This window comes from Rossellomorea sp. NS-SX7 (assembly GCF_052828565.1).
In genome coordinates, this window is the sequence record NZ_CM128249.1 from 960,756 (window position 1) to 985,156 (window position 24,401).

The window sequence follows — 24,401 nt, forward strand, 5'->3', positions numbered from 1 at the left end:
ATGGTTAAACCATTCGTACCGCAGCTTGTCTACTTTGAACCAGGTGCATTGGAGTATCCGTTGGGGAAAGTGCTTAAAGAAAAGTTTGAGAAAATGGACATCGAAATACGATATACCACTTCTCATAACCAGGTGAGAAATCTACCAGGGGAAAATCACTTCCAGAAATACAGGATCGCGAAGTCCACATTGGTGGTGGGGGTAAGGAAAACATTGAAGTTCGATACGTCCAAACCATCCGCTGAATATGCCATTCCGTTCGCTACGGGCTGCATGGGGCACTGTCATTACTGTTACTTACAGACGACAATGGGAAGCAAACCCTATATTCGGACATATGTGAATGTAGATGAAATCCTGGAGGCAGCGGATAACTATATATCTGAAAGAGCCCCTGAGGTTACAAGGTTCGAAGCTGCATGTACCTCGGATATCGTAGGTGTGGACCACCTTACCCATACCCTAAAGCGTGCGATCGAGCATTTTGGTAAATCTGATCATGGTAAATTAAGGTTTGTGACAAAGTTCCACCACGTCGACCATTTACTGGATGCAAAGCATAATGGTAAGACTAGATTCAGGTTCAGCATAAATGCAGACTATGTCATCAAGAATTTCGAGCCGGGTACATCACCTCTCGATAAACGATTGGAGGCTGCCGGTAAAATTGCAAGGGCAGGATATCCGTTGGGGTTCATAGTTGCCCCTATCTATATCCATGAGGGCTGGGAAGAAGGGTACAGGAAAATGTTTGAACACCTGAATCAGCATCTTCCACCCGAAGCCAAGAAAGATTTGACCTTTGAATTCATTCAGCACCGTTTCACCAAACCTGCAAAACGGGTGATTGAAAAAAATTATCCGATGACGAAGCTTGAACTGAATGAAGAAGAGCGCCGATACAAATGGGGGAAATATGGTATTGGAAAATATATTTATCAAAAAGATGAAGAACAAGAATTAAAGGACCGGCTATATTCCTATATGGAGGAATATTTCCCCCAGGCAAAACTGGAGTATTTTACTTAATAGAAGTGTAAAAAAAGGACTGATACCATTTGAAGTGAAATGATGATCAGTCCTCTCAATTGAAGTCGGGAAGGATTGTTTCAAGACTCTTTACTTTTAATGCTATTTCATCACAGATTTCCTGATATCTTGCCCATTCTTCCACTTGATTCCTGGACCTTTTCCTTGGATTCGGAAGGTGCCAATAAATCACTTTCTTTTCTAAATCAGATGGCAGGCTGATGTCTTCATCGTACTCACTGTCTTGAATCTTCACGATCACCGAAGCTTGATCTAAGTCAGGTATCTCTATTCGGGTACGCGGGAATGAACTAATATCAATACATAATTCCTTCATTGCAAGGACAGAAAGCTCTTGATCCTTCGCATCAACCCATCCGGCACTTTTGAAAGTCCAGTTTGGAACAGAAAGTTTTTCGGCCCAGCCTTCAGCTATTAAACTTCGCTGCTGGCTGCTTGAAAGAAAATATACAGTCTTATTCATAGCTATGTTCCTTTCTGTTTTCATGCTGTTATTACTATTTACCCAATACCGAGTAATGTAATCAATAAGTTCATTGAAAGTTTCTGGAAAAATCTTTATAGGTAAAAGTGATTAATAAATCCCTTTTTTTATGTAATGAAACTTTCTTTACATGGTAGAAAAGATTGAAATTAGGGAGAAACTAATTTAATTTTTAAATAAATCAGTATAATGATAAAGGGAAAACCTCGAAAGGCTGGCATGGCATAGTATAAGTAAAAAAAGGTTTAGAAATTTTATAAAAGGGTAAACATCTGTAAATTATTTTGTGTAATTGAAGCAATCCTGATTTTTAGTTTTATATAAGGAGGTACATCTATGAAATTCAACTTAACAACAAAGATCATCCTTGCCTTGATTCTCGGGGCTCTGGTAGGACTGGCTCTGAATATATTTGCTAAAGATGTATTCGATATATTAGATCCTTACTTATTCACTCCACTGGGCAAGATATTCCTGAACTTGATCAGCATGCTGGTTGTACCGATCGTGTTCTTATCCATCGTCTTGGGGTCCGCAGGCCTTGGTGATCCGAAGAAGCTTGGAAGAATCGGATTGAAAACCATCGTTTACTTTTTGGTAACGACATGTATTGCCATTGTGATCGGGCTGTCATTAGCAAACATTGTTGATCCCGGATTAGTTGAAGGAATCGACCGCACCCAAGCTGAGGAATTTAAATCCGAGAAAGCTCCTCCTGTAGGGGAGACAATCATGAATATTATTCCTAAAAATCCTTTGACCGCCATGACGGAAGGGAATATGCTGCAAATCATTGCATTTGCCATCTTCATCGGATTCGGTCTGACTGCTCTTGGTGAAAAGACGAAAGGAATCTTAAAATTAGTCGAACAGGGTAATGAATTGATGATGTACCTTGTGACGCTTGTAATGAAGTTTGCTCCGTATGGAACATTTGGACTTATCGCTTCAGCAATCGGCAGTCAGGGGATGAGCGCCCTTAAAGCAATGTGGCTGTACTTTGTCGTCGTTTTAGCTGCATTGATCATCCATGCTATCATCACCTACGGCAGCACCGTATTCTTGCTTGCCAAGAAAAATCCACTCTGGTTCTTTAAAAGTTTCAGCCCTGCCATGAGTGTTGCGTTCAGTACTTCAAGCAGTAATGCGACATTGCCGATATCAATGGAAGTCGCACAGGAGAGATTGAAAGTTTCAAAACCAATAAGTTCATTCGTTCAGCCTTTAGGGGCTACAATCAATATGGATGGAACAGCGATCATGCAAGGTGTCGCTACGGTCTTCATTGCTCAGGTTTATGGCATTGACCTGACCTTTGAACAGCTAGTGACAGTCGTACTGACAGCGGTCCTTGCAAGTATCGGTACAGCAGGTGTTCCGGGTGTGGGATTGATCCTGCTTGCTATGGTCCTAAGTTCTGTCGGCCTTCCTGTCGAAGGAATCGGCTTGATTCTGGGAATCGACCGTTTACTTGATATGGCCAGAACATCAATCAATATTTCAGGAGATGCAGCATGTGCCCTGTTTGTTTCCGAGAGTGAGAAGAAACGTACAATCAAGGAGCAAAGAGGCGACGTTTAGTCCCAAGGAGATAATCGCTTGATAAAGCGATTATCTCCTTTTTTTAGGCCGATTTTTATAGTTGAATTTGAAGTGAGGACTAGTGTAATATTACACTAAGTCAAGAAAAGCAGGTGTTCCAATGACCAAAGAAGAAATTATTCAAATTATTTCCAATAAGCTGCGATTAATCAGAACGGAAGCGGGTTACACACAAGATAAAATGGCGAATGTGATCGGTCTGTCTAAAAAGACCCTTGTTCAAATTGAAAAAGGAAGAGCAGCTGCTAGCTGGACAGCGGTTATTGCGGTATGTGCCTTGTTCAGAGACAATGAGACTTTGACTTCAAGTGTAGGTGGGGAACCGCTCGAAATAATTGAGACGATTGCCCGTGAAGGGATGGACTTTCGTAAAGAAAAGACGCTTGGCGGGAAAGTATGGTGGAAAGAAATCAGGAAGAATGAAGGATACGTCCTTCAACAGAATCTTTTCAGCAAACACTATCGGATACTGGATAGTGATGACTTTCGGGTATACAGCAGCTTTGATGAAGATGATTCACATAGCAGGTTTGATGAAATCTCATCAAATGGCTGACAATAAAAGTGAAGGAACCTGACTATTCAGGTTCCTTCACTTTTTGTCTGTTATTTGACCAGCAGGACACTTGATTCGCAATCATGTGCAACTTTTTCACTGACACTTCCAAGCATCCATTTTTTTAGATTGGACTTTCCAGTATGGCCGACTAGTACGAGATCTACGTTGTTTTCTTTTGCATACTCACAAATCCGCTTCGCTTCTGAGCCTGATAGGTGAACATAGTTCGTGTTGAGCTGGTAAGGACTTAACTTTTCTTTTACATTTCTCAAGATAGCATGAGAAGAAGATGGGGCCGTGATTCCTTTGTTTGTCTCCACTGCTTGAGTAGAGTTTACTTTTTCATCACGGGATCCTGATAAATTCCCCATATACTGATTATCAAACCCAGGCGCCGTATCAGCAATTGCGTGGGTAGGAGTATAATGATCACGTGTTTCTGTTGTCCCTTTCTCGTCTGAAACATAAAGGATCGTAAGTTTTGTATCTGGTGATAATTTAGTTAGTTTCAACGCTTCATCTAACGCTTTTTTACTTCCGTCAGTTTCATCATAAGCTACTAGTAAGTGCTTATACATGTAATCACCTCATTTGTATGATGTACATTGTTTACCCCGTTTAATAAAGGCTTAATCATTTTTTCAGCAAAAAGAAAGAGCAGGATAGGGGGAAGATCCATCCTGCTCTTTCTATGTTACTGACATATAAAACGTATAATAGCTGATTAATTAAATTAATAATTATAGCATGCTGATAATCCAGCCAATTACTACAATTGCACCAATGACCATTAGGATTGTACGTAACATGTGATTCACCTCGACTTATAGATATCAATAGTGTGTTTTTGCATTCATTACAACCGGTTAATGTACTGTTACCCGGTTGCTTTCTACTCGAAACATTCCTGAATATCATTTGAATAAACTTCTGATTGTGAGTTGTATTATTAGTGTGAACGTTTAACGAAAAATTATGATTGTTTTTTGATAGCCGTGATAAAATAGAAGATATTGGTTGAGGGAGAGTTGGGGATGAGTGGAAGGGTTATTTTTGTAGAAGGGATCCCGGGTGCAGGGAAAACTTCGACAGTCCAAATGATTTCAGAAATATTAAAGGATAAAGGTCTCCGTGTCAAAGCATGTATTGAAGGGGAAGAGGAGCAGCCTGCTGATTATGAAGGAGTCGCATTGCTGTCTGAAGAGCAGTTGACTTATTTTGAAAAAAATTATAGTGAGTCACCTATTGATTTACAGTTTTATTGTGAGCCGACTGAGTATGGGATGTTGGTTCATTATACAAAGATGTCTGCAAGCAGAGGTTTCCCTGAGGATTTAATAAATGAAATATCAAGTTTTGATATCTACAACGAGGAACCTGCGATTTATACAGCTCTCATTAAATATAAATGGGAACAATTCAACCAAATACTTACCAAAACAGATGATATTTACATATTGGATTGCAGTCTGCTGCAGAACCCAACTACGTTTCTGAGTGCCAGGAATGACATGCAGGAGGATTTCATTGAAGAATTTGTGCTTGCTCTCTTAAATCAAGTGAAGAAGTATCAGCCTATGATTATCTACATAGAGCCGATTGATATCAAAGAATCATTCCAACATGTTATGGCGGAACGTTCCGAGCAGTGGTTTCAATTTGTAAGGGACTACTACACCAAACAGTCATATGGGGTGAATCACGGCCTCACAAATGATCTGAAAGGGGTATTGAGCTATCTGAAACATCGTGTAAACCTTGAAAAGTCCATATTAGCAAACGCCAATTTGGATTTGATTCATATCGAACGTGATCAATCATCATGGGAGGCAGTGAATAATAGGATCATGAGAGAAATTTCCCTGCGTTTTTAAGAAGGGATGAAGCGGCATCAGACTTTAGACGGAGGAAAAAACCACCAAGAGACGCTCATCGTTCCATGGAGGGTGAGGTAGAATTAACATATATTAGAAGTGGTGGAGATGATTCCTATGAAAAAAATGATTGAAATCTTTAAAAATCCAATTTTTATGAAGTTGTTCCTGGCGAATTTGACGTCTCATATGGGAAGTGTCATCGGTCTTACGGCATTTATGTTTTACCTTTTAGACCGATTTTCAGACCAGCCGATGTACGCTTCTATTACAGAAATGATGTATTCACTTCCGACGCTGGCGGTATTCTTCCTGGTTGGGGTATTGGCAGATCGAATGGACCGGCAGAAAATCGCCTACCATTGTGACACGATTAGTGCGGTATTAACAGTTGTCCTGTTATTGGCCGTCTATATCGGCTGGCTTCCTCTGATCTTTGCTGTCCTCTTCCTGCGCAGCGGAGTACAGAAGTTCTTTTTTCCTGCTGAGCAAGCCATTTTACAGGGAGTCCTATCGAAGGATGATTATTCCACGGCAGCAGGGTTGAACCAGATGGTTATGAGCCTGTTCATGCTGCTGGGGAACGCCATTGCGATTTTTGTTTATTGGAATGCAGGCATTTATGGTGCTCTTCTAGTGGATTTCATTACATTCGTAGTAAGTGCCTTTTTGATCAAAAATTGCGTTATTCCCGAAGACGTGCGTCAGCCGAACGGAAAGCATACATGGAAAGATTTAAATGTCTCGTTCGTCATGAAAGATTTCAAGTCGGGTCTTGTCTATATCCTGAATCATAAACTGCTTCTTTCGTTGATCAGCGGTTTTGTCGTCTTTGGGATTGTAAACGGAGGTTTCTCCGTTATTCCGATTTTCATCCTGAAATACAAATTGGCTCCGGATACGTATGAAGAATATTCCATCGTGCTGGGAATTGCTTTCGGAGCGGGGGTCTTGATTGGAAGTATTGTTTCTTCGATGCTTACACAGAAATTCAAATTTAATCAATTGATTGTCGCAGGGCTGGTTATTTCAGGGACGTTCATCATTTCCGCTTCATTTGCGGCGGAAGCTTGGATCTTTATGCTGGTTGTATTTATCGCTGCATTGGGACTTCCGCTTGTAAACATAGCAATCGGCGGCTGGCTGCCGAGTATCATCGATCCAAAGATGATGGGGAGAGTACAGGGATGGATCAATCCACTGATGATGCTGTCCCAATCAATCACCCTTGGCATCATCGCACTTACATTCCCAGGAGTGGTTTCTGTGGAAATGCTCTATTGGCTCGTTGGAGGGTGTTTACTAGTGGTCGGTGCATTTTATTCAGTGATTTTGCCTAAGTTAATGAAAGAAGAAGAAATCGAACCTGCAGTTGTAAATGGATAAGTGTTAACGAGAATAATCTCCATAGTCTTTCATGGAGATTATTTTTATTGAAGATGTTAAATATAATCTATTAAGAACTAATTTATTCTAGCTTTTGATTGGAATGGAAGACGAAGACTCCTGCGGGAAAAGCGAGTTAGGTGAGACCCCGCAGGAGCGAAGCGACGAGGAGGCTCACCAACCGCCCGCGGAAAGCGAAGTCTTCCATGGAAATCAATGCGGTATATAGAAGGTCTTTTTATGTTTTATCTAACGAAGAAAAAAATTTGAACGTTTTTTCTTATCATTCGTATTATCAATGAACGCACTGGCGGATAGAAGGGAATCATGCGATGGAAGAGAGAGAATTAATCAAACACGCAAAAAAAGGGGACCATGAAGCCTTCGCGATCTTATTCAAACAACATTATCCTTTTTTAGTGAAGTACCTCATAAAAGTAACCATGAACAAAGACCAGGCAGAAGAGCTTGCGCAGGATACCATGGCAAAGATAGTAGAGAAAATTCATCTCTACAATGGTAAGTCTAAGTTTTCTTCCTGGCTGATCACAATCGCAACCAATCGTTATATCGATATCCAAAGGAAAACGGGGAAAGAGAAGGACTGGCAGAAAGAAGAAGCCAATTACCGCAGTCTTAAATGGAGAATGGAGTCAAGAAACGAAGAGTGGAATGATGTGCTGGCGGCGTTGACGACTTTGGAAGATGGGGTGAGGATACCGATTATCCTTAAACATTATTACGGCTATTCCTATGAAGAAATTTCAGATATTGTCGGACTTCCCCCCGGAACTGTTAAATCAAGGACCCATCACGGCATTCTCCGGTTACGAAAGGAGTTGAAACTGGATGAACAACAAACAACAGCCAAATAAAGATCAAGAACTGGAGCAAATCCTTAAAGCAGGGATGAAGCCTTTGGAAGAAGAGGTGGATGATCATGTCTCACAGGAATGGTTTGAGCAATTCGTTCTTCAGCAGCAAAAAGAAATAAAGGCGGGATTAAAACGGGATCTCCTCCTATTTATGTTCATTGCAAGCTGTCTGCTGATCATCCTTTCACTCACACTTTTAAAATTACCAGCGCTGTTCCTTCTGCTGCAAGGTGTCGTTTTTGTTGGGGCAGTCATGTTCAGCAGCCTTACGTTTTTCAAGCAGGTGAAGAAGATATGACGAAAGAAGAGCTTTATCTGTTATTGCTCATCACGCCCATCCTTCTTGCTCAAAGCATCTACTTATTTCTCGATGCCAGAAAGAATGGTCATCTCTATTGGTTCTGGGGAATATGGGGATTGATCCAAACACCTACGCCGCTGATTTTTTATCTGCTTTTCGCTAAGAAAATATGGAAGAAGTTTAAGAAGAGGGAGAGAATCGAATGATCATCGTAACGACTGATTTTGTGCCGGGAAAGGAAATCAAGGAGTTAAAAGGATTTGTGAGAGGCAGCACGGTACAAGCCAAGCATATTGGAAAAGATATTGTTGCTGGTTTAAAAACGATTTTGGGTGGAGAAATCAGCGAATATAGTGAATTGATGGAAGAAGCAAGGCATCAGGCAATTGAAAGAATGAAAGAAGAAGCTTCACGAAAAGGGGCCAACGCAGTGATCGCCGTCAGGTTGGAAACGTCTGCTGTGATGCAGAATGCATCTGAGATCATTGCCTACGGCACAGCTGTAACAGTGGAATAATCAATACACCTGAAACATATAGTGAATTGGGTGCACTCGATCTGAAACACGCACATACTGTATAAAGAAAATTACTAATTAAAATAAAATTGACACAATTCAAAACCTATAGTATGGTTATTAATGGAATAAATACTATTGAAGAAATGGAGGGTTTGTGATGATTAATGTATACAGAGTTGAACGCAGAGAAATTACAGCTACTACTAATTTCATATCATCACATAACCAGTAACTCCTTATTCAACATTCAAGCGGATAACAGGCACAGGTTATGATTGATAATCTGTGCTTTTTTATGTCCATTTATGGGCGTTAACAAGGCACCGGCAGGACTTCTGATGCAAATCAGCCCTGTCCTTAGAGCCTTTTTAACGCCCTTTTTTATTTGGTGTTATCAGGTTCAGTACCTGTTCACATAAAAAAACATTCAGGGAGGAAGAAAAAATGCTCAAAGTACAAAAGAAAAAGATGATGACACTGGTGGAGACAGAAGGCGGATAGTGAAAGGGATTTTAAGGGGGGGATAAGGATGTTTAGTATTTTTAAGAAATTATCATGGTTTTTTAAAGAAAACTGGAAGCGTTATACGGTTGCGATCATCCTTTTGACGATTGTGGGGATTCTCGATGTGATTCCTCCAAAACTCGTCGGAAATGCAATCGATGATATACATCTCGGGTCGATGTCCTGGGATGTATTAAGTAAGTACCTTTGGTTATTAGCGGGCATTACAATCATCTCATACTCGATGACCTACGTATGGATGTATCAACTATTCGGAGGGGCGTTCCTCGTTGAACGGAAGCTTCGGTCCAACTTCATGAGTCATTTATTGAAAATGACACCTACTTTCTTTGAGAAAAATCGTACCGGGGACTTGATGGCAAGGGCAACGAATGATCTCAAGGCGATTTCTGTAACTGCCGGATTCGGTGTGCTGACACTGATCGATTCAAGTGTCTTTATGCTCACGATTTTGTTTACAATGGGATTTCTGATCAGCTGGAAATTAACCATAGCGGCCATCCTGCCCCTGCCGGTCATGGCGTTATTGATGAAGGTGTACGGGGCAAGGATCCATAAACGTTTCACGGAAGCACAGGACTCATTCGGAGATCTTAACGATAAGGTGCTTGAGTCGATTGCCGGTGTCAGGGTGATCCGGGCTTATGTTCAGGAAAGGGCGGATGAGGGCCGGTTCTCTGACATGACAGAAGATGTCTATAAAAAGAATATTGAAGTGGCAAAAATTGATTCGCTGTTCGATCCGACCATTAAGGTGCTTGTCGGGTTAAGTTATCTGATCGGACTTGGGTATGGGGCGTATCTCGTCTTCCATCAGTCCATCACCCTGGGGCAGCTCGTATCGTTCAATGTCTATCTTGGTATGTTGATCTGGCCGATGTTTGCTATTGGTGAACTGATCAACATCATGCAGCGGGGGAATGCATCGCTTGACCGTGTACAGGAAACGCTGGATTACGTCCAGGATGTAAAAGACCCGGAGCGTCCTCAATCTGTCGGTATACCGGAAAATGTCGCGTTTGATGATGTCGATTTCCAATATCCATCCTCACAGGTGAAGAATCTGGCCAATCTTATAGTGAAAATTGGCCAGGGGGATACACTTGGTGTGGTCGGTAAGACAGGAAGCGGAAAGACGACCTTCATTAAACAGCTTCTTCGCGAATATCCTGCAGGCTCGGGTTCCCTTTCGATTGCGGGAGTTCAGATTAATGACCTCACCCTTCAGCAGGTCAGAAGCTGGATCGGCTATGTTCCTCAGGATCATGTACTGTTTTCGAGGACCGTGAAAGAAAATATTATGTTCGGCCGGCATGATGCAGATGAAAGAGACCTGGAAAAAGCGATTGAGCTTGCCGATTTCAAGAAAGACTTAGAAATGCTTCCAGACGGTTTATCCACGCTTGTGGGAGAAAAAGGAGTTGCGCTCTCCGGGGGACAGAAACAGCGAATTTCCATCGCAAGGGCACTCATCAAGAATCCGGAGATCCTTATTCTGGATGACTCCCTATCAGCGGTCGATGCCAAAACAGAAGCAAAAATCATTGAAAATATTCGAAATGAACGTGACGGAAAAACAACGATCATCACGACCCACCGTCTATCGGCTGTCCAGCATGCTGATTGGATCATAGTCATGGAGGATGGGAAAGTGGTGGAAGAAGGGGTCCATGAGACTCTTCTTGAAAATGGCGGCTGGTATAAAGAGCAATTCGACCGTCAGCAGGTTGAAGATTCCTCACTTGAGGAGGTGGGCGCATGAAAGTCGGAAGAAGACTCGTAGACTATGCGCTTTTATATAAAAAAATCATCATAGCAGCCCTGCTTATGCTGACCGTTTCAGTGACAGCAGAGCTTGCAGGACCATTCATCGCCAAGAAAATGATTGACGATCATATCCTTGGGATAGAAGCGGCATGGTATGGAACCGAAAAAGGAAAAGATGCCGTTTTCTATAAAGGAGAATGGTATAAAAGAGAACAGTATTTCAACAGTGGTGAACAAAAGGGGGATGAGGTAAGAATCCTTCAAATGGGAAGGGAATTTTACTTTATCCCTGCTGCCATTTCATTCGATGGTGAGCGTAAAGTCAAAAACGGCACAATGATCATAACAAAAGGAGAAGACTCGGAAGTCTACCCTGCTCAAAAATTAAGCGGTGATGAGCTTTTGGATTTTTATAATCCTGAAATTCCGAAGATCATCAAACTGATCGCCTTTTATTTTGGTCTTCTGGTGATTGCGTCCTTCTTCCAGTACGGTCAGCGGTTCTTTCTTCAAAAAGCTGCCAACAGAGTCATCCAGAAAATGCGGAACGATATTTTTCAGCATATCCAGAAGCTGCCGATCCGTTACTTTGATAATCTGCCGGCTGGAAAGGTCGTTGCCCGGATTACAAATGATACGGAAGCTATACGGGACTTATATGTGACCGTATTGTCTACGTTTTTCACAAGTACGATCTATATCATAGGGATTTACATCGCACTGTTCATTCTGGATGTGAAGCTCGCGGCAATCTGTCTGATCTTGATTCCGATACTTGTTATCTGGACTTATTTATACCGGATCTATGCATCCAAATATAATCATATCATCCGGTCGAAGGTCAGTGACATCAACGCAATGATCAATGAATCGATCCAGGGGATGAACATCATCCAGGCTTTCAGCAGGGAAAAGCAAACGAGCAGCGAATTTGAAGAATTGAACGGCACCCATTATAAATATCAAAATAAGCTGCTCAGCTTGAACTCCATGACTTCTCATAATCTTGTAGGGGTTTTGAGGAATATTACGTTTGTGGCATTCATCTGGTACTTCGGAGGTGGATCGATCGGTGTCGGTTCTGTCGTGACGCTTGGTGTCCTCTATGCGTTCGTAGACTACATCAACCGATTATTCCAGCCTGTAACCGGAATTGTCAATCAGCTTGCGAACCTTGAACAGGCACTTGTGGCAGGGGAACGCGTATTCAGGCTGCTTGATGAGGATGGGACGAATGTAGCGGATGATAAAATGCCCCGTTACCAGGGGAACGTCAACTTTGATCATGTGTTCTTTGGGTATAAAGAAAATGAATATGTGCTAAAGGATATTACGTTCGAAGCGAAAAAAGGGGAAACAGTAGCTCTTGTTGGACACACGGGGTCTGGTAAAAGTTCCATCATGAATCTACTATTCCGTTTCTATGATGCAAACGAAGGAAAAATCATGATTGACGGTCAGGACATTAAAGATATTCCCTATCAGACGATCCGCGAGCATATGGGAATCGTCCTGCAGGATCCGTATTTATTTACGGGTACGATCGCATCCAATGTCAGCCTTGATGATCCAAGGATTTCAAGGGAGACGGTGGAGGAAGCCCTCAAGGCGGTCGGGGCGGAAAAAGTATTCAAAAACCTTGAAAAAGGGTATGACGAACCGGTTATTGAAAAGGGAAGCACCCTTTCATCCGGTCAGCGTCAGTTAATTTCCTTTGCCCGTGCACTTGCCTTCAACCCGGCAATCCTGATTCTCGATGAAGCAACCTCGAGCATCGACACAGAAACAGAGGCAGTCATTCAGGAAGCAATGGAAGTATTGAAACAGGGAAGAACGACATTCATCATCGCACACCGTCTATCTACGATTAAAAATGCAGATCAAATCCTCGTATTGGACCGCGGAGAAATCGTTGAAAAAGGCAATCATGACGATCTCATGAAGGCGGGAGGACGATATTATCAAATGTATCAGCTTCAGCAAGGCTCATCATCAGGTCTTGCAGGATAATAAGAGGGAATGCAGCTTTCCAAGCGGTATGTTTTAAAAAGGAAGAGAGCCAAAAACATTTTCACTGTTTTTGGCTCTCTTTTATTGTTTTGTGATGGAAATCCAGCACCTGGCGATGACTGGTTCATGGTGGATGCGGGTACGGCTGGGTGAATTGTTCAGTGTGCAAGGATGCAAGTAGTGCCAGGCACAATAGTGGCAGATTGTGCCTGGCACAACAAAGTTAGTGAATTACCAACGTTTTTCGAGTGTTTATCTACAAAAATTTGGAGTTATCAACGAAAACTCATTTTTATCAACAAAAATTCAAGGATACCAACAATTTTTTCTTACTTACCGACAATTCGATAATATTAGACAAATTTCACGAAAACGTATCCCATCCCAAATCCTCTATATTCCTTCCAAACCCACCATTCCATTTTAGCGCTAATAACAAATTCCAACTCTACTGCGTACAAATTTAGGCTGCATCAATTCCTTGTATATAAAATCTCCTGTATCAAATATTGAAATGCTTCTCCCGTTCTCAGGGAGCGTATTTCTCTGAATGCGGTAATCGCCATTTCGCTCGCCGTCGGGAAGATAAGTAGGGCAAACAACTGTCCAATTGAGCCCTGAAGCTTGAAGCATCATGAATGCCCTGAGATGATCCTCTGCTGCTGTTGTACTCCTTCTTTTCGCTTCACTGGATTGGAAACGGTATAAATGAGGTTCTGTCCTTGAATCCAGTATCCCGGCCGTTCCGCACGTTATGATGCGGGTGATCCCATTTTGCCTCATTGCCCTTAATATCAACGGCATGCTTCTCGATAACACTTCTTCCTTATCGGTATTCAAGCAGCTGACCACAGCATCGCAGCCTGATATTGTATTGAACACATCTTCTTCATTGAGTACATTTCCTGCAACTAAATGCTCCCTTGAAGAGTCTTTTTGAACAGCATCCCTTGTTAATCGATGGATCGTATGTTCAAGTTTTGCATTTTCGTAGACGACCGAACCAACTCTCCCGGTACTGCCAAACAGAGCAAGTTTCATGGCTTATCATTCCTTTCACTATGAAGCGGTATCCGTTTTCACACATTTGGTTAGATTAAAAGTATATCAAATGAAAAAGCAACCATGAAAAAAATCTTGAAATTAAGATGTTTTCATTGACTTTTATGTCATATCGTTTTATGATGACATTCGTACTAATTAATTCCGATAAGAATAGTGGGGGTTTGAATGATGAAAAAATGGAAATTATCGGTTGTGCTGCTGCTTGCTCTTTCAATGGTGCTTTCTGCATGCGGGCAATCCAAAGATAAAGAAGGAACAAACGGGGATTCTGAACAATCCCTTTACGATAAAGTAAAAGAGGAAGGCAAATTATTAGTCGGGACAGAAGGAACATACCCTCCTTTCACATTCCACGACGAATCAGGAAAGCTGACTGGATTTGATGTGGAAATCGCCCGCGAAGTGGCAAAACGCCTAGGTGTTGAAGCTGAATTCAAGGAAACTCAATGGGATGCGATGTTTGAAGGGTTGAACTCAGAACGGTTTGACATGATTGCCAACCAAGTGGGAATCAGGGAAGACAGACAGAAGAAATATGACTTTTCAAAACCATATATTGAATCAAGTGCAGTGGTAGTCGTTTCGAAAGACAACAATGATGTAAAATCTTTCGAAGACATCAAAGGACTTACTTCCGCTCAATCCCTGACAAGCAACTACAGAGATATCGCAGAGGAAAATGGTGCTGTCATCCAAGGAGTCGATGGACTCGCTCAATCAATCCAGCTTCTTGAACAGGGACGTGTGGATGTGACTGTAAACGATAAAATTTCGATTCTTGATTATATGAATAAACAAAAAAATGCCAATATCAAAATCGCTGCCGAAGCTGAAGATGCGGGACAAAGCGGCTTGATGTTCCGTAAAGGAAACGACAAATTGGTTGAAGAAGTAAATAAAGCGTTAGAGGATATGATGGAAGACGGTACGTACGAAGAGATTTCTAACAAATGGTTCGGTGAGAATGTATCTCCTAAGTAGTATCTTTCAGAATCCTGAAGAAATGTTTGATATTTTACAAAGCTCCCTGCTTCCGATGATCAAGGGAGCTTTGTATTATTCTATCCCTCTAACGCTCATATCGTTTACTTTAGGATTGGTGATCGCTGTATTCACTGCATTGGCAAGACTATCAAGCTTCTCTATTTTAAGGGGTATCGCCAGAGTGTATGTGTCAGCAATCAGGGGAACCCCTCTATTGGTGCAGTTGTTCATTATTTTCTTTGGACTCGGTTCACTTGGTATAGAATTTCTGAAACTGGAACCTTTCCCTGCTGCAGTCATCGCTTTTTCTTTGAACATGGGAGCCTATTCTTCTGAGATTGTAAGAGCTGCTATTCAATCCATACCAAAGGGACAATGGGAAGCAGGATATTCTATTGGGATGAGTTATTCACAGACGCTGAAACGGATCATCCTGCCACAGGCAACAAGGGTGTCCATACCGCCTTTATCGAATTCATTCATCAGTCTTGTTAAAGATACGTCGCTTGCCTCATTGATCTTTGTAACGGAAATGTTCAGAAAGGCACAGGAAATAGCGGCAACGAACTATGAGTTTCTACTCATGTATATGGAAGCTGCACTCCTGTACTGGATCATCTGTTTTATCTTATCCATCATACAAGGGCGAATTGAAGCAAGACTGGATCGGTATATAGCAAAATAGAAAGGAGGGTAAACATGATTTCAATTAGGGGACTGAAGAAACGCTTTGATGACCTCGAAGTACTGAAGGGCATGGATGTAGAAGTCCGAAAAGGTGAAGTGATCGTTCTGATCGGCCCATCGGGATCAGGAAAAACAACGTTTCTCAGATGTTTGAATGCACTTGAAACACCAAATGAAGGCAGTGTATCAATCGGTGAATTGAATGTGGATTTTTCTAAAAAAGTATCGACTGCCGAACTATTGAAATTGAGAAGAAGAACAGGCATGGTCTTTCAAACTTATAATTTGTTTCCTCACATGACTGCCCTCCAAAATGTTATGGAAGGCCCGGTCATCGTTCAGGGGAAGAATAAAGCAGAAATGAAAGAAAAAGCAAGGCGCATTCTTGAAAAGGTGGGACTTGGGGATAAAATCGACTATTATCCGTATCAGCTATCAGGTGGGCAGCAGCAAAGGGTCGGTATTGCAAGGGCACTTGCTATCGAGCCTGAGGTTATGCTGTTCGATGAGCCGACCTCGGCTCTCGATCCAGAATTAGTCGGGGAAGTCCTCAAAGTCATGAAAGACCTTGCCGAAGAAGGCATGACGATGGTGGTTGTCACACATGAAATGAGATTTGCGAAAGAAGCAGCAGATAGAGTCATCTTCATGGACGGCGGACAAATCGTGGAAGAAGGCACCCCGCAGGAAGTGTTTGAAAAACCGAAACATGATCGGACCCGTCAATTTTTAAACTTGATACAATGATTGTTAGAAGATGAATGGAATTCTCCATTCATCTTTTTTTGTTGTCTGTGTAAAAAAAGGAGGATTTTGACTAATTGGAAAGAAAAGGTATTAAATGAGGAAAGGGGGATACCATGAAATTAATTAGAAGACTGCTTCTTGTTTTTATGGGGTTAATCTTCATAAGTGTGCTGCCGACTTTATTTTTTAATAATGATTTTCAATATGTAAATATGACTGGGAAAAGCGGGTCGTTTGGTTTTTATCCGCTAGACTATGCTGTTGCTATTTATCAAGTATTTTTGAATTTATCACAACCTGATCAGTGGTCACTTGTCGTAATGGGCAAAGAGTATGCGCTAACTGATGTGATGGCCGATAGGGTTACATATTCCATGAAGGTATTCTTTTTTTCATTATCGCTGGCGATGATCATCGCTTTTTTGATCAGCATACTGATTTCCCTGGCATCCCGTAAGGTGAACCGTCGTCTTCTTTCAATTGTGAATGTAATGGAATCACTGCCGGATATCTTCATCATCATTGGCGTTCAGCTGCTTGTCGTCATGTATTTCCGGAAGACAGGGGTATTGATAGGCGATATTGCGATGCTTGATGAAGAAATCTATTTATTGCCTGTCACGTGCTTGACCGTGATACCTGCCGTCTTTTTAATAAAGACGATCGTGTTGCTATTGAAAGAAGAGGAACAGAAGTTTTATATTGAACTAGCAAGGGGAAAAGGGTTAAGTTCTCTCTACATTTTAGTGGTCCATAGTTTTCGTAATGTATTGTACAGCCTCTTCTATCGATCGAAGTTGATCTTTTCATTCATGCTGTCGAATCTATTCATCCTTGAGCGGCTTTTTAACATGCGAGGGGTGATGGATCTTTTGATGTGGTCGACGGGATACTCGTTTGTCATCATCAGTTCAATGATATTTCTCCCATTCTTCCTGATCTTTACATTCGTTGAGCAGCGTTTGAAAAAGAGCATTGGGATGAAGGAGGACGGCACTTATGCTTAGACCACTGTGGAAAATGCCGAAATTTTTGACAGGATTCATCTTTCTGAGCGGACTCCTCACCATCAGTTTTTTGTATGAGCCGTTATTAAAAGACGGGATCGAAACGGTCAGCTTCCTTCATATAGATGGAACGACGGTTGGGCCGCCGTTTACTCCCTTGGAATTACCACCGCTTGGTTCGGACAGGGTAGGCACCCCGATATGGACGTATGTCGTACAGGGAGCGAAATATACGATTCTCCTGGGTTTGATCATCAGCCTCCTTCAAATCGTATTATCATTACTTTTTTCAATTGTCATGACAAGGTTTTCAAAGGGAATGGTACATGTTTTCGAAGAAATAGTCGAATCCATGATTTATATTCCGATGGCTGTCATTGCATTTATGCTGCTCTTCCCTATTCGGTTTGTTGTGGACGCGGAGGTTGAGCCTGCTAAATATCTGATGATTCAAATCTTCTTGCTGACAATCATAGGTATGCCCCAGATCATGGTAGTACTTATTAAAGAAATCAAGAAGGCGCTTCAGGAAGAATTTGTACTGAGCTCCAAAACCCTGGGTGCAAGGGGATGGTATTTATACCGCCGCCACATCCTGAAAAATCTATTGCCCCGCATCATGCTGTTGTTCTTTCAGAGAAATGTAAGCGTACTGGTCCTGTTTGCTCATCTGGGCTTTTTTGGTGTTCTGCTTGGCGGGGGGGTTGAAAAAGAAATTATGGTAGGAGAACCCCGCTTATTTTCTTTATCCAATGAGTGGGCAGGAAACATAGGGAATGCCCGTATAGAAATCATGACAGGTCCCTGGATCATTTTTGCACCCCTGGCAGCGCTGTCCCTTACTGTGCTTGCGTATAATATGATGGCAGACTCCCTTCAGGGTGTGATTCTTGGGGGAAATGTATCGAGGAAACGAAAGAACAGGAAAAATGTGAAGCACGATTATCCCATCATGAGTGGCCAAGTGGAAAAGGATCAATTTACCTTCAAACGTGATCACACACTGAACGGTTGATAATCTTACATGAATAAGGTTAGTTCCGATCATTTAGTGGAAATATGGTAATGTGAATACATTTGTTGAGGGAGGAAGCGAAATGGATTATCGAATTGAACGGGATACAATTGGTGAAATGAAAGTACCGAGGGAAAAATACTGGGGAGCCCAGACTCAAAGAAGTAAAGAAAACTTTCAGATTGGTCATGAAAGGATGCCGATAGAAGTTACATATGCCTTTGCTCAGCTGAAGAAAGCAGCAGCAGTGGCGAATCACTCGCTTGGAAAACTGTCTGAAGATAAAAAAAGGGTGATCAGCCAGTCATGTGATGAAATTCTTGAAGGCAGATGGGATGGGCATTTTCCATTGGTCGTCTGGCAGACGGGAAGCGGTACGCAATCAAATATGAATGTAAATGAAGTCGTTGCTTACCGCGCAAATGAACTATTAAGGGAGTCAGGGAGTGAAGAAAAGGTTCATCCCAATGATGATGTGAATATGTCACAAAGTTCAAATGATACCTTTCCTACCGCCATGCACATCGCGGCATACAAAGAAATAGGAGGGAAACTGCTGCCGGTCATCGATGAATTTATCAAGACACTCCGTGAAAAAGAAGAGAAGTTTAAGGATATCATTAAGATCGGGCGCACACATCTTCAGGATGCTACACCCCTGACGTTGGGGCAGGAGGTAAGCGGCTGGAGGGCAATGATGGAAAAATCACGTCATATGATTGAAGAAAGCATGGGACAGCTTGTCCAATTGGCCATAGGCGGAACAGCTGTCGGGACAGGCATCAATGCACATCCTTCATTCGGGGATAAAGTAGCTCATGAACTTGAGAATCAGACAGGTATCGCATTTGTTTCATCCGACAATAAATTTCATGCACTGACTTCCCACGATGAAATCGTTTATGTGCACGGGGCTATAAAAGCGCTGGCTGCCGACTTAATGAAAGTCGCAAATGATGTCCGCTGGCTGTCAAGCGGCCCCCGCAGCGGAATCGGGGAAATCACGATTCCTGCTAATGAACCCGGCAGTTCGATCATGCCGGGGAAAGTGAATCCGACTCAAAGTGAAGCGGTCACGATGGTTGTCACCCAGGTATTTGGAAACGACGCTGCCATCGGCTTTGCAGCGAGCCAGGGAAACTTTGAATTGAACGTCTTTAAACCGGTGATTATTTATAATCTCATCCAATCGGTACGACTGCTGACAGACGGAATACGTTCGTTCAATGATAAATGTGTAAAAGGTCTGGAAGCAAATGAAGACGTCATTGAGGACTTCGTTCAGCGATCCCTGATGCTTGTTACGGCGCTTAATCCGCATATCGGCTACGAGAAAGCAGCGGAAATTGCCAAGAATGCACACAGAAGCGGATCGACTTTAAAGGAAGCTGCCATAAAGTCAGGATATCTTACAGAAGAACAGTACGATGAATGGATCAATCCGGCGAACATGGTGAATAATAAATGAATCAAGAAAACTGGCTCAATTAAGAGTCAGTTTTTTTTAGTCCCGCTCAATGCTTATTGAAGTTTAAAACCGGTTCTAACGATTCCACGCAGATCAACAGCGGAGTCATAGTGGCTCCAATTAAAAAACCCCCGACATCAGCCAGGGGTTTATCCATACATATTAAATTTTGCTGTTGATTAGTATTGTCCGCCGCCGATTTGTTGTTCAGCCATTTGAACAAGACGCTTAGTGATTTCTCCACCAACAGAACCGTTAGCGCGAGCTGTAGCATCTGGCCCTAATTGTACGCCAAATTCAGAAGCGATTTCGTATTTCATTTGGTCGATTGCTTGTTGAGCTCCAGGAGCTACTAATTGGTTAGATGAATTGTTGCGTGATTGTTGTTGCATAATCTGTCATCTCCTTAAATATAGTGTGTTTTATGGTTGGGTCAGCCGGAGTTGCACCAGCACGCATTCCATTAGCGACCATCTATAATGGTATAACCCAAGGTTATGAGTTGATTATGTGTTGTTACTAGGTATTATGGTTCGTCCGGTAAAATATATGCAAAAACAGATGTAGGGAATTTATTCCTTCTCAATTCCCTGTATTTTGTCTACATAAAACAGTATCAATCATAAAAGGATAACATTACACACTTAAGCTGAAAGAATGGTGACACGCATGAAAGCTTGTGCATTATGTAATGGAATTGTTGAATATAAAGGCTTATGTCCAAAATGCGGAGATTCTACATTAGATCAAGGAAGATATTATGATTATTATGATGAATACAGTGCCTATATGGATATAAATCACGTGCAGCTGGCAGATGGAATACCGAACAGCAGTTGTACGGATACTTGCCTGCATTTATTCACTTGTATAAGATGCGGGGAAGAAGAAGGAAAAAGCATAAATCTAACGGAGTTTTAATAACAAGAACCATTGTTATGAATTCTTGATGAAATTCTTACATGTGCTCTTTTCGAACTCAACAAAAAAACAAGAAAGACCACGCTCACAATGAGCGTGGTCTTTCTTGTTCATGGGTATTAGCGGATTCTTGACTCAGATTCAGTATCGAAGAAATGAGCTTTGTTCATGTCAAATGCCAGGTCGATTGTTTGACCGGCACTGATATCTGTACGGGAATCGACGCGAGCGACAAATTCCTGGCCTTCGATTTGAGAATACAGCATTGTTTCAGCACCCGTTAACTCAGATACTTCGATTTTTGCAGTGATCTTGGCACCTTGTGCTGTATCGATGAAAATAGGCTCATCATGAATATCTTCCGGCCTTACTCCCAAGATGATCTCTTTTCCAACGTAACCTTGATCACGAAGAACTTTCATCTTTCCTTCCGGCACTGCCACTTTGGACTTGCCGACAACGAACGAGCCGTCTTCGATTTTGCCGTGGAAGAAGTTCATTGCTGGAGAACCGATGAAACCGCCAACGAATACGTTCTCAGGCTTATCATATACTTCTTTAGGCGAACCGACTTGTTGAATGACACCATCTTTCATGACAACAATGCGGGTAGCCATCGTCATCGCTTCAGTCTGGTCATGCGTTACATAAACGGTAGTGGTTTGAAGACGTTGATGAAGCTTGGCGATTTCTGCACGCATCTGTACACGCAGCTTTGCATCAAGGTTGGACAATGGCTCATCCATTAGGAATACCTTTGCATCACGTACGATTGCGCGCCCCAAGGCAACACGCTGACGCTGTCCGCCTGAAAGTGCTTTAGGTTTACGGTCCAATAACGCTTCCAGCCCAAGGATTTTTGCAGCTTCCTGCACACGGCGGTCGATTTCCTTCTTGTCAAACTTACGAAGTTTAAGTCCGAATGCCATATTGTCATATACACTCATATGCGGATAAAGTGCATAGTTCTGGAATACCATCGCAATATCACGATCTTTTGGAGCTACATCATTTACACGTTTACCATCAATGGAGAAATCCCCTTTTGAGATTTCTTCCAGTCCGGCGATCATACGAAGGGTCGTTGATTTTCCGCAGCCTGATGGGCCGACGAATACGATGAATTCCTTGTCATTGATATGAAGATTGAAATCATTTACTGCCGTTACTTTATTATCATAGATTTTGTAAATATTATCTAACTTTAATTCAGCCATTTTCGTTTCTCCTCCTGTTTATGAAAACGTTTCATTCTATGCTTTCATTCTAAAGAAAGCGGATTCAAAACGATATGGTCAACCTGCACAAAGTTCGTTCTCACTTTTTAGGCAGGTTGTCAGATTCATAATCAAGAACAGCTAAATAAGCAAGCAGTGCACCTTGAAATGTTTTTATATCGATCGTTGTTTTCTCAATGAATTTATCGATACGATACTGCACGCTGTTCCGGTGCATGAATAACTTCTTGGCAGTTTGACTGATGTTTGATTGATTTTCCAGAAAAGCTTTTACCGTATGAATCAGTTCGGTGTCTTCTGAAAAAACCTGTTTCGTCTTATTGAAAATATGTTCTTTCCACTCAACAGGGAGATGCTTCAGCATAAACGGTGGCAGGACCGTAACGACTGACTGAATATAGTTGGAACGAAGAGTGTCTTCAGAAAATGAATGCATTTCACACTCGTACTTGTAGGATCTGATAAAATCACGATTCACCGGTTGGAACTGACCGATGAAAAAAGATACGCTTACAAAAAAATCAGATTCTATGACGTGTGAAATGGAACGAAGCTGTTCTTCATCTAGTTGGAAGTCACTTTTTTCTTCTACAATTAATCCTTTATCCTCATCAAGCAGAACCAATACTGTAAGAAGAGGGAGCAAATGATTGAATGCCTCTTTCATCAGCTGAATGTCTGTCTTCTCTTTCATACTGAATTGGATGACGCGATATTCAGCTCCGTCATGTGAAGGAGCAGGCCCTTTATTAAATAAAAACTCGAACCATTCAATTGACCGCGGAGACTCATTCAAACGTTTTTGGTCTCCTGACAATTCCTGAAACAGGCATCTTAACAATTCTATTTCTTCTTGTGTGAGATCACTTGCCTTTATTCCAATGAATTCATCCTGGGTTTCATTTGTAAACCAGATCTTCATTGGGGTAAGCTCTGACGGATAGTGTTTTTGAAAGGTTGCATCGGGGTATTTTAAAAGTAAAGAAGTTAACATTTCATCCCTCGTATATGAATTATTTATTGGGTTTGTTATAAGGCTTTGAAACAAATCCATATGTATTAAAACCATTGTACTGAAAATATTTAGGGAATCAAAGTGTCCTGCATTGCAAATTCTTCCTAATTCTAATACTATGGGGTAAGGAATAAATCATTATGGGGTGTCCAATATGGAATATAATAAAGAAGTAACAAACCGTTTGAAACGTTTAGAAGGACAAGTCCGTGGAGTCCTTAAAATGATGGAAGAAGAAAAACACTGCAAGGATGTCGTTACCCAGCTGTCAGCTGTGCGGACAGCGGTAGACCGGACAATCGGGCTGATCGTGGCTAAAAATCTGGAAGCTTGTATCCGTGAATCTGAACTTGAAGGCGGAAATGCGGAAGATGCAATCAAGGAAGCCGTTAACATGCTGGTGAAAAGCCGATAATAATTGATGAAAGCTGCCGTCGGGCAGCTTTTTTTATTTGCTTCTTTCCATAATAAAGTACTCGGTCTTCAATGGAGAGGGGATCTGTCAGACAGATCCCTCAACTGAAAGATGATTAAGAATGAGCTGGGGGTTCCTCATGATCCGTTATAAGAGTCGATTCACCGATATTCGCTGAATCCTCTCTCATATGAACAGACCCGCCCGACATACCTTCGTTTATGAATCTGTCCACATCAAGGAACAAACTGCCTCTTCCTTCATAATTGGTATCAGGAAGAAATTGATAGTCATTTTTATCTTTCGCCATTCTTATCAGCCTCCTGTGTATAGTTTTAGAAAAGAGGCATGTGTTCATTCATCTTTCCAGATTTTTGTGTGGAGAGGTTTGAATTAAGAACAGGAGGGTTATTGAACAAATAAGGAGTGTCAGTAGTAATATTATTTTCTTGAATTTAGTACGATGGAAGAAAAAATGTCGATTATAGTTCCAAAAACAGTTATTTTGAGAGATTTCTGTAAGAACAGAGTCCGATTTCAGCTTTATTTAGCTAAAACTATATCCTTCCTAAGGAGAAACGAACCGGTATTTAATGAGCAATGATTCTAATTGCGCCACTTTCTTGATTTTTCGTGCCAGAAATAAAATAATTGCGCCGGTTTCAAGATTTATGTGCCACATTTCAAATAATTGCTCCACTTTTCCTGATAATCGTGCCACTTAGAATGATTCTAACTAAACTCTTCCTTTTTCTTCATCTCCATCTTGGCAGTATCATAAGCAGGGAACTTAAAAAGGCAAAGTACGAAATGCCGGCCCAATCATCATATGCTTTTCGCCTCTGAACGAGCCGCCTCCGCTTTTCTAATGTCCAGCTCCGGCGGC

Annotated in this window: 25 protein-coding genes; 18 read left to right on the top strand and 7 right to left on the bottom strand. The window is 41.8% G+C overall.

All coding sequences use genetic code 11. The features are described 5' to 3' along the window. Positions 1–1,029 (top strand): spore photoproduct lyase, encoded by a 1,029-nt coding sequence (gene splB / locus ACUXV2_RS04685; RefSeq protein WP_446245889.1) that lies wholly within the window; start codon positions 1–3, stop codon positions 1,027–1,029. Positions 1,030–1,084: 55 nt separating this feature from the next. Here splB and ACUXV2_RS04690 read toward each other — a convergent pair whose 3' ends face one another. Further along, positions 1,085–1,513 (bottom strand): low molecular weight phosphatase family protein, encoded by a 429-nt coding sequence (locus tag ACUXV2_RS04690; protein ID WP_446245890.1) that lies wholly within the window; start codon positions 1,511–1,513, stop codon positions 1,085–1,087. Between the two features lie 357 nt (positions 1,514–1,870). On the opposite strand from ACUXV2_RS04690, the gene ACUXV2_RS04695 reads away from it, so the two are divergent. Next, positions 1,871–3,115, top strand: a complete 1,245-nt coding sequence (locus tag ACUXV2_RS04695; RefSeq protein ID WP_446245891.1) for a dicarboxylate/amino acid:cation symporter — start codon at positions 1,871–1,873, stop codon at positions 3,113–3,115. 121 nt (positions 3,116–3,236) lie between these two features. Next, positions 3,237–3,692, top strand: a complete 456-nt coding sequence (locus tag ACUXV2_RS04700) for a helix-turn-helix transcriptional regulator (RefSeq protein ID WP_446245892.1) — start codon at positions 3,237–3,239, stop codon at positions 3,690–3,692. 50 nt (positions 3,693–3,742) lie between these two features. On the opposite strand, the gene ACUXV2_RS04705 is transcribed toward ACUXV2_RS04700, so the two are convergent. Next, entirely contained in the window at positions 3,743–4,273 is a 531-nt protein-coding gene (locus tag ACUXV2_RS04705) for a universal stress protein (RefSeq protein ID WP_446245893.1), read from the bottom strand. Positions 4,274–4,729: 456 nt separating this feature from the next. On the opposite strand from ACUXV2_RS04705, the gene ACUXV2_RS04710 reads away from it, so the two are divergent. From ACUXV2_RS04710 to ACUXV2_RS04745, 8 genes are all read left to right on the top strand, one after another. Beyond that, a complete protein-coding gene (locus ACUXV2_RS04710) occupies positions 4,730–5,569 on the top strand; it encodes a hypothetical protein (protein WP_446245894.1) in 840 nt (279 codons plus the stop codon). Between the two features lie 117 nt (positions 5,570–5,686). Continuing rightward, entirely contained in the window at positions 5,687–6,955 is a 1,269-nt protein-coding gene (locus ACUXV2_RS04715; protein ID WP_446245895.1) for an MFS transporter, read from the top strand. 332 nt (positions 6,956–7,287) lie between these two features. Then, the gene (sigY, locus tag ACUXV2_RS04720; RefSeq protein WP_446245896.1) at positions 7,288–7,830 is read left to right on the top strand and encodes an RNA polymerase sigma factor SigY; all 543 of its coding nucleotides are present in this window, start codon (positions 7,288–7,290) and stop codon (positions 7,828–7,830) included. Continuing rightward, positions 7,805–8,128, top strand: a complete 324-nt coding sequence (locus ACUXV2_RS04725) for a DUF5345 family protein (protein WP_446245897.1) — start codon at positions 7,805–7,807, stop codon at positions 8,126–8,128. Before sigY ends, ACUXV2_RS04725 begins: the two co-directional genes overlap by 26 nt. Beyond that, complete coding sequence (locus ACUXV2_RS04730) at positions 8,125–8,337, top strand: sigmaY antisigma factor component (RefSeq protein ID WP_446245898.1); 213 nt, start codon at positions 8,125–8,127, stop codon at positions 8,335–8,337. Before ACUXV2_RS04725 ends, ACUXV2_RS04730 begins: the two co-directional genes overlap by 4 nt. Continuing rightward, entirely contained in the window at positions 8,334–8,648 is a 315-nt protein-coding gene (locus tag ACUXV2_RS04735) for a YbjQ family protein (protein WP_446245899.1), read from the top strand. The genes ACUXV2_RS04730 and ACUXV2_RS04735 overlap by 4 nt, the downstream gene beginning before the upstream one ends. 532 nt (positions 8,649–9,180) lie before the next feature. After that, positions 9,181–10,938 (top strand): ABC transporter ATP-binding protein, encoded by a 1,758-nt coding sequence (locus ACUXV2_RS04740; RefSeq protein ID WP_446245900.1) that lies wholly within the window; start codon positions 9,181–9,183, stop codon positions 10,936–10,938. Continuing rightward, positions 10,935–12,953 carry an ABC transporter ATP-binding protein gene (locus ACUXV2_RS04745; protein WP_446245901.1) on the top strand — a complete coding sequence of 673 codons (2,019 nt, stop codon included), beginning with the start codon at positions 10,935–10,937 and terminating at the stop codon, positions 12,951–12,953. The genes ACUXV2_RS04740 and ACUXV2_RS04745 overlap by 4 nt, the downstream gene beginning before the upstream one ends. Positions 12,954–13,382: 429 nt before the next feature. On the opposite strand, the gene ACUXV2_RS04750 is transcribed toward ACUXV2_RS04745, so the two are convergent. Continuing rightward, a complete protein-coding gene (locus ACUXV2_RS04750) occupies positions 13,383–13,994 on the bottom strand; it encodes an NAD(P)-dependent oxidoreductase (protein ID WP_446245902.1) in 612 nt (203 codons plus the stop codon). A gap of 192 nt (positions 13,995–14,186) precedes the next feature. Between ACUXV2_RS04750 and ACUXV2_RS04755 the strand changes: the two genes are divergently transcribed. The 6 genes from ACUXV2_RS04755 to fumC all read left to right on the top strand — a co-directional run bounded on the left by ACUXV2_RS04755 (position 14,187) and on the right by fumC (position 19,926). Beyond that, complete coding sequence (locus ACUXV2_RS04755) at positions 14,187–14,999, top strand: amino acid ABC transporter substrate-binding protein (protein WP_446245903.1); 813 nt, start codon at positions 14,187–14,189, stop codon at positions 14,997–14,999. Further along, positions 14,983–15,687 (top strand): amino acid ABC transporter permease, encoded by a 705-nt coding sequence (locus ACUXV2_RS04760; RefSeq protein ID WP_446245904.1) that lies wholly within the window; start codon positions 14,983–14,985, stop codon positions 15,685–15,687. Before ACUXV2_RS04755 ends, ACUXV2_RS04760 begins: the two co-directional genes overlap by 17 nt. Before the next feature lie 14 nt (positions 15,688–15,701). Further along, the gene (locus tag ACUXV2_RS04765) at positions 15,702–16,436 is read left to right on the top strand and encodes an amino acid ABC transporter ATP-binding protein (protein ID WP_446245905.1); all 735 of its coding nucleotides are present in this window, start codon (positions 15,702–15,704) and stop codon (positions 16,434–16,436) included. 113 nt (positions 16,437–16,549) lie between these two features. After that, the gene (locus ACUXV2_RS04770) at positions 16,550–17,443 is read left to right on the top strand and encodes a hypothetical protein (RefSeq protein ID WP_446245906.1); all 894 of its coding nucleotides are present in this window, start codon (positions 16,550–16,552) and stop codon (positions 17,441–17,443) included. Continuing rightward, positions 17,436–18,458 (top strand): ABC transporter permease subunit, encoded by a 1,023-nt coding sequence (locus ACUXV2_RS04775; RefSeq protein WP_446245907.1) that lies wholly within the window; start codon positions 17,436–17,438, stop codon positions 18,456–18,458. Before ACUXV2_RS04770 ends, ACUXV2_RS04775 begins: the two co-directional genes overlap by 8 nt. 82 nt (positions 18,459–18,540) lie before the next feature. Then, positions 18,541–19,926 (top strand): class II fumarate hydratase, encoded by a 1,386-nt coding sequence (fumC, locus tag ACUXV2_RS04780; RefSeq protein WP_446245908.1) that lies wholly within the window; start codon positions 18,541–18,543, stop codon positions 19,924–19,926. Positions 19,927–20,105: 179 nt separating this feature from the next. Here the strand turns inward: fumC and ACUXV2_RS04785 are convergent, their stop codons facing one another. The 3 genes from ACUXV2_RS04785 to ACUXV2_RS04795 all read right to left on the bottom strand — a co-directional run bounded on the left by ACUXV2_RS04785 (position 20,106) and on the right by ACUXV2_RS04795 (position 23,079). After that, positions 20,106–20,318, bottom strand: coding sequence for a small, acid-soluble spore protein, alpha/beta type (locus ACUXV2_RS04785; protein ID WP_446245909.1), 213 nt, complete (start codon positions 20,316–20,318; stop codon positions 20,106–20,108). 648 nt (positions 20,319–20,966) lie between these two features. Further along, complete coding sequence (locus tag ACUXV2_RS04790; RefSeq protein ID WP_446245910.1) at positions 20,967–22,064, bottom strand: ABC transporter ATP-binding protein; 1,098 nt, start codon at positions 22,062–22,064, stop codon at positions 20,967–20,969. Positions 22,065–22,164: 100 nt separating this feature from the next. Beyond that, positions 22,165–23,079: a PucR family transcriptional regulator gene (locus ACUXV2_RS04795; RefSeq protein ID WP_446245911.1), complete on the bottom strand. Its 915-nt coding sequence runs from the start codon at positions 23,077–23,079 to the stop codon at positions 22,165–22,167. A gap of 175 nt (positions 23,080–23,254) precedes the next feature. On the opposite strand from ACUXV2_RS04795, the gene ACUXV2_RS04800 reads away from it, so the two are divergent. Next, on the top strand, positions 23,255–23,515 hold the full coding sequence (locus tag ACUXV2_RS04800) for a metal-sensitive transcriptional regulator (protein ID WP_446245912.1): 261 nt from the start codon (positions 23,255–23,257) through the stop codon (positions 23,513–23,515). A 115-nt stretch (positions 23,516–23,630) separates the two neighbouring features. Here the strand turns inward: ACUXV2_RS04800 and ACUXV2_RS04805 are convergent, their stop codons facing one another. Further along, positions 23,631–23,825: a hypothetical protein gene (locus ACUXV2_RS04805; protein WP_446245913.1), complete on the bottom strand. Its 195-nt coding sequence runs from the start codon at positions 23,823–23,825 to the stop codon at positions 23,631–23,633. Between the last annotated feature and the right edge of the window lie 576 nt (positions 23,826–24,401).

Coding starts and splice junctions, on each gene's coding strand:
- fumC (WP_446245908.1), top strand. CDS start 18,541: ATGGATTATCGAATTGAACGGGATACAATTGGTGAAATGAAAGTACCG.
- ACUXV2_RS04770 (WP_446245906.1), top strand. CDS start 16,550: ATGAAATTAATTAGAAGACTGCTTCTTGTTTTTATGGGGTTAATCTTC.
- ACUXV2_RS04755 (WP_446245903.1), top strand. CDS start 14,187: ATGAAAAAATGGAAATTATCGGTTGTGCTGCTGCTTGCTCTTTCAATG.
- ACUXV2_RS04765 (WP_446245905.1), top strand. CDS start 15,702: ATGATTTCAATTAGGGGACTGAAGAAACGCTTTGATGACCTCGAAGTA.
- ACUXV2_RS04760 (WP_446245904.1), top strand. CDS start 14,983: ATGTATCTCCTAAGTAGTATCTTTCAGAATCCTGAAGAAATGTTTGAT.
- ACUXV2_RS04735 (WP_446245899.1), top strand. CDS start 8,334: ATGATCATCGTAACGACTGATTTTGTGCCGGGAAAGGAAATCAAGGAG.
- ACUXV2_RS04800 (WP_446245912.1), top strand. CDS start 23,255: ATGGAATATAATAAAGAAGTAACAAACCGTTTGAAACGTTTAGAAGGA.
- ACUXV2_RS04790 (WP_446245910.1), bottom strand. CDS start 22,064: ATGGCTGAATTAAAGTTAGATAATATTTACAAAATCTATGATAATAAA.
- ACUXV2_RS04805 (WP_446245913.1), bottom strand. CDS start 23,825: ATGGCGAAAGATAAAAATGACTATCAATTTCTTCCTGATACCAATTAT.
- ACUXV2_RS04700 (WP_446245892.1), top strand. CDS start 3,237: ATGACCAAAGAAGAAATTATTCAAATTATTTCCAATAAGCTGCGATTA.
- splB (WP_446245889.1), top strand. CDS start 1: ATGGTTAAACCATTCGTACCGCAGCTTGTCTACTTTGAACCAGGTGCA.
- ACUXV2_RS04785 (WP_446245909.1), bottom strand. CDS start 20,318: ATGCAACAACAATCACGCAACAATTCATCTAACCAATTAGTAGCTCCT.
- ACUXV2_RS04740 (WP_446245900.1), top strand. CDS start 9,181: ATGTTTAGTATTTTTAAGAAATTATCATGGTTTTTTAAAGAAAACTGG.
- ACUXV2_RS04710 (WP_446245894.1), top strand. CDS start 4,730: ATGAGTGGAAGGGTTATTTTTGTAGAAGGGATCCCGGGTGCAGGGAAA.
- ACUXV2_RS04745 (WP_446245901.1), top strand. CDS start 10,935: ATGAAAGTCGGAAGAAGACTCGTAGACTATGCGCTTTTATATAAAAAA.
- ACUXV2_RS04725 (WP_446245897.1), top strand. CDS start 7,805: ATGAACAACAAACAACAGCCAAATAAAGATCAAGAACTGGAGCAAATC.
- ACUXV2_RS04715 (WP_446245895.1), top strand. CDS start 5,687: ATGAAAAAAATGATTGAAATCTTTAAAAATCCAATTTTTATGAAGTTG.
- ACUXV2_RS04730 (WP_446245898.1), top strand. CDS start 8,125: ATGACGAAAGAAGAGCTTTATCTGTTATTGCTCATCACGCCCATCCTT.
- sigY (WP_446245896.1), top strand. CDS start 7,288: ATGGAAGAGAGAGAATTAATCAAACACGCAAAAAAAGGGGACCATGAA.
- ACUXV2_RS04795 (WP_446245911.1), bottom strand. CDS start 23,079: ATGTTAACTTCTTTACTTTTAAAATACCCCGATGCAACCTTTCAAAAA.
- ACUXV2_RS04775 (WP_446245907.1), top strand. CDS start 17,436: ATGCTTAGACCACTGTGGAAAATGCCGAAATTTTTGACAGGATTCATC.
- ACUXV2_RS04695 (WP_446245891.1), top strand. CDS start 1,871: ATGAAATTCAACTTAACAACAAAGATCATCCTTGCCTTGATTCTCGGG.
- ACUXV2_RS04690 (WP_446245890.1), bottom strand. CDS start 1,513: ATGAATAAGACTGTATATTTTCTTTCAAGCAGCCAGCAGCGAAGTTTA.
- ACUXV2_RS04705 (WP_446245893.1), bottom strand. CDS start 4,273: ATGTATAAGCACTTACTAGTAGCTTATGATGAAACTGACGGAAGTAAA.
- ACUXV2_RS04750 (WP_446245902.1), bottom strand. CDS start 13,994: ATGAAACTTGCTCTGTTTGGCAGTACCGGGAGAGTTGGTTCGGTCGTC.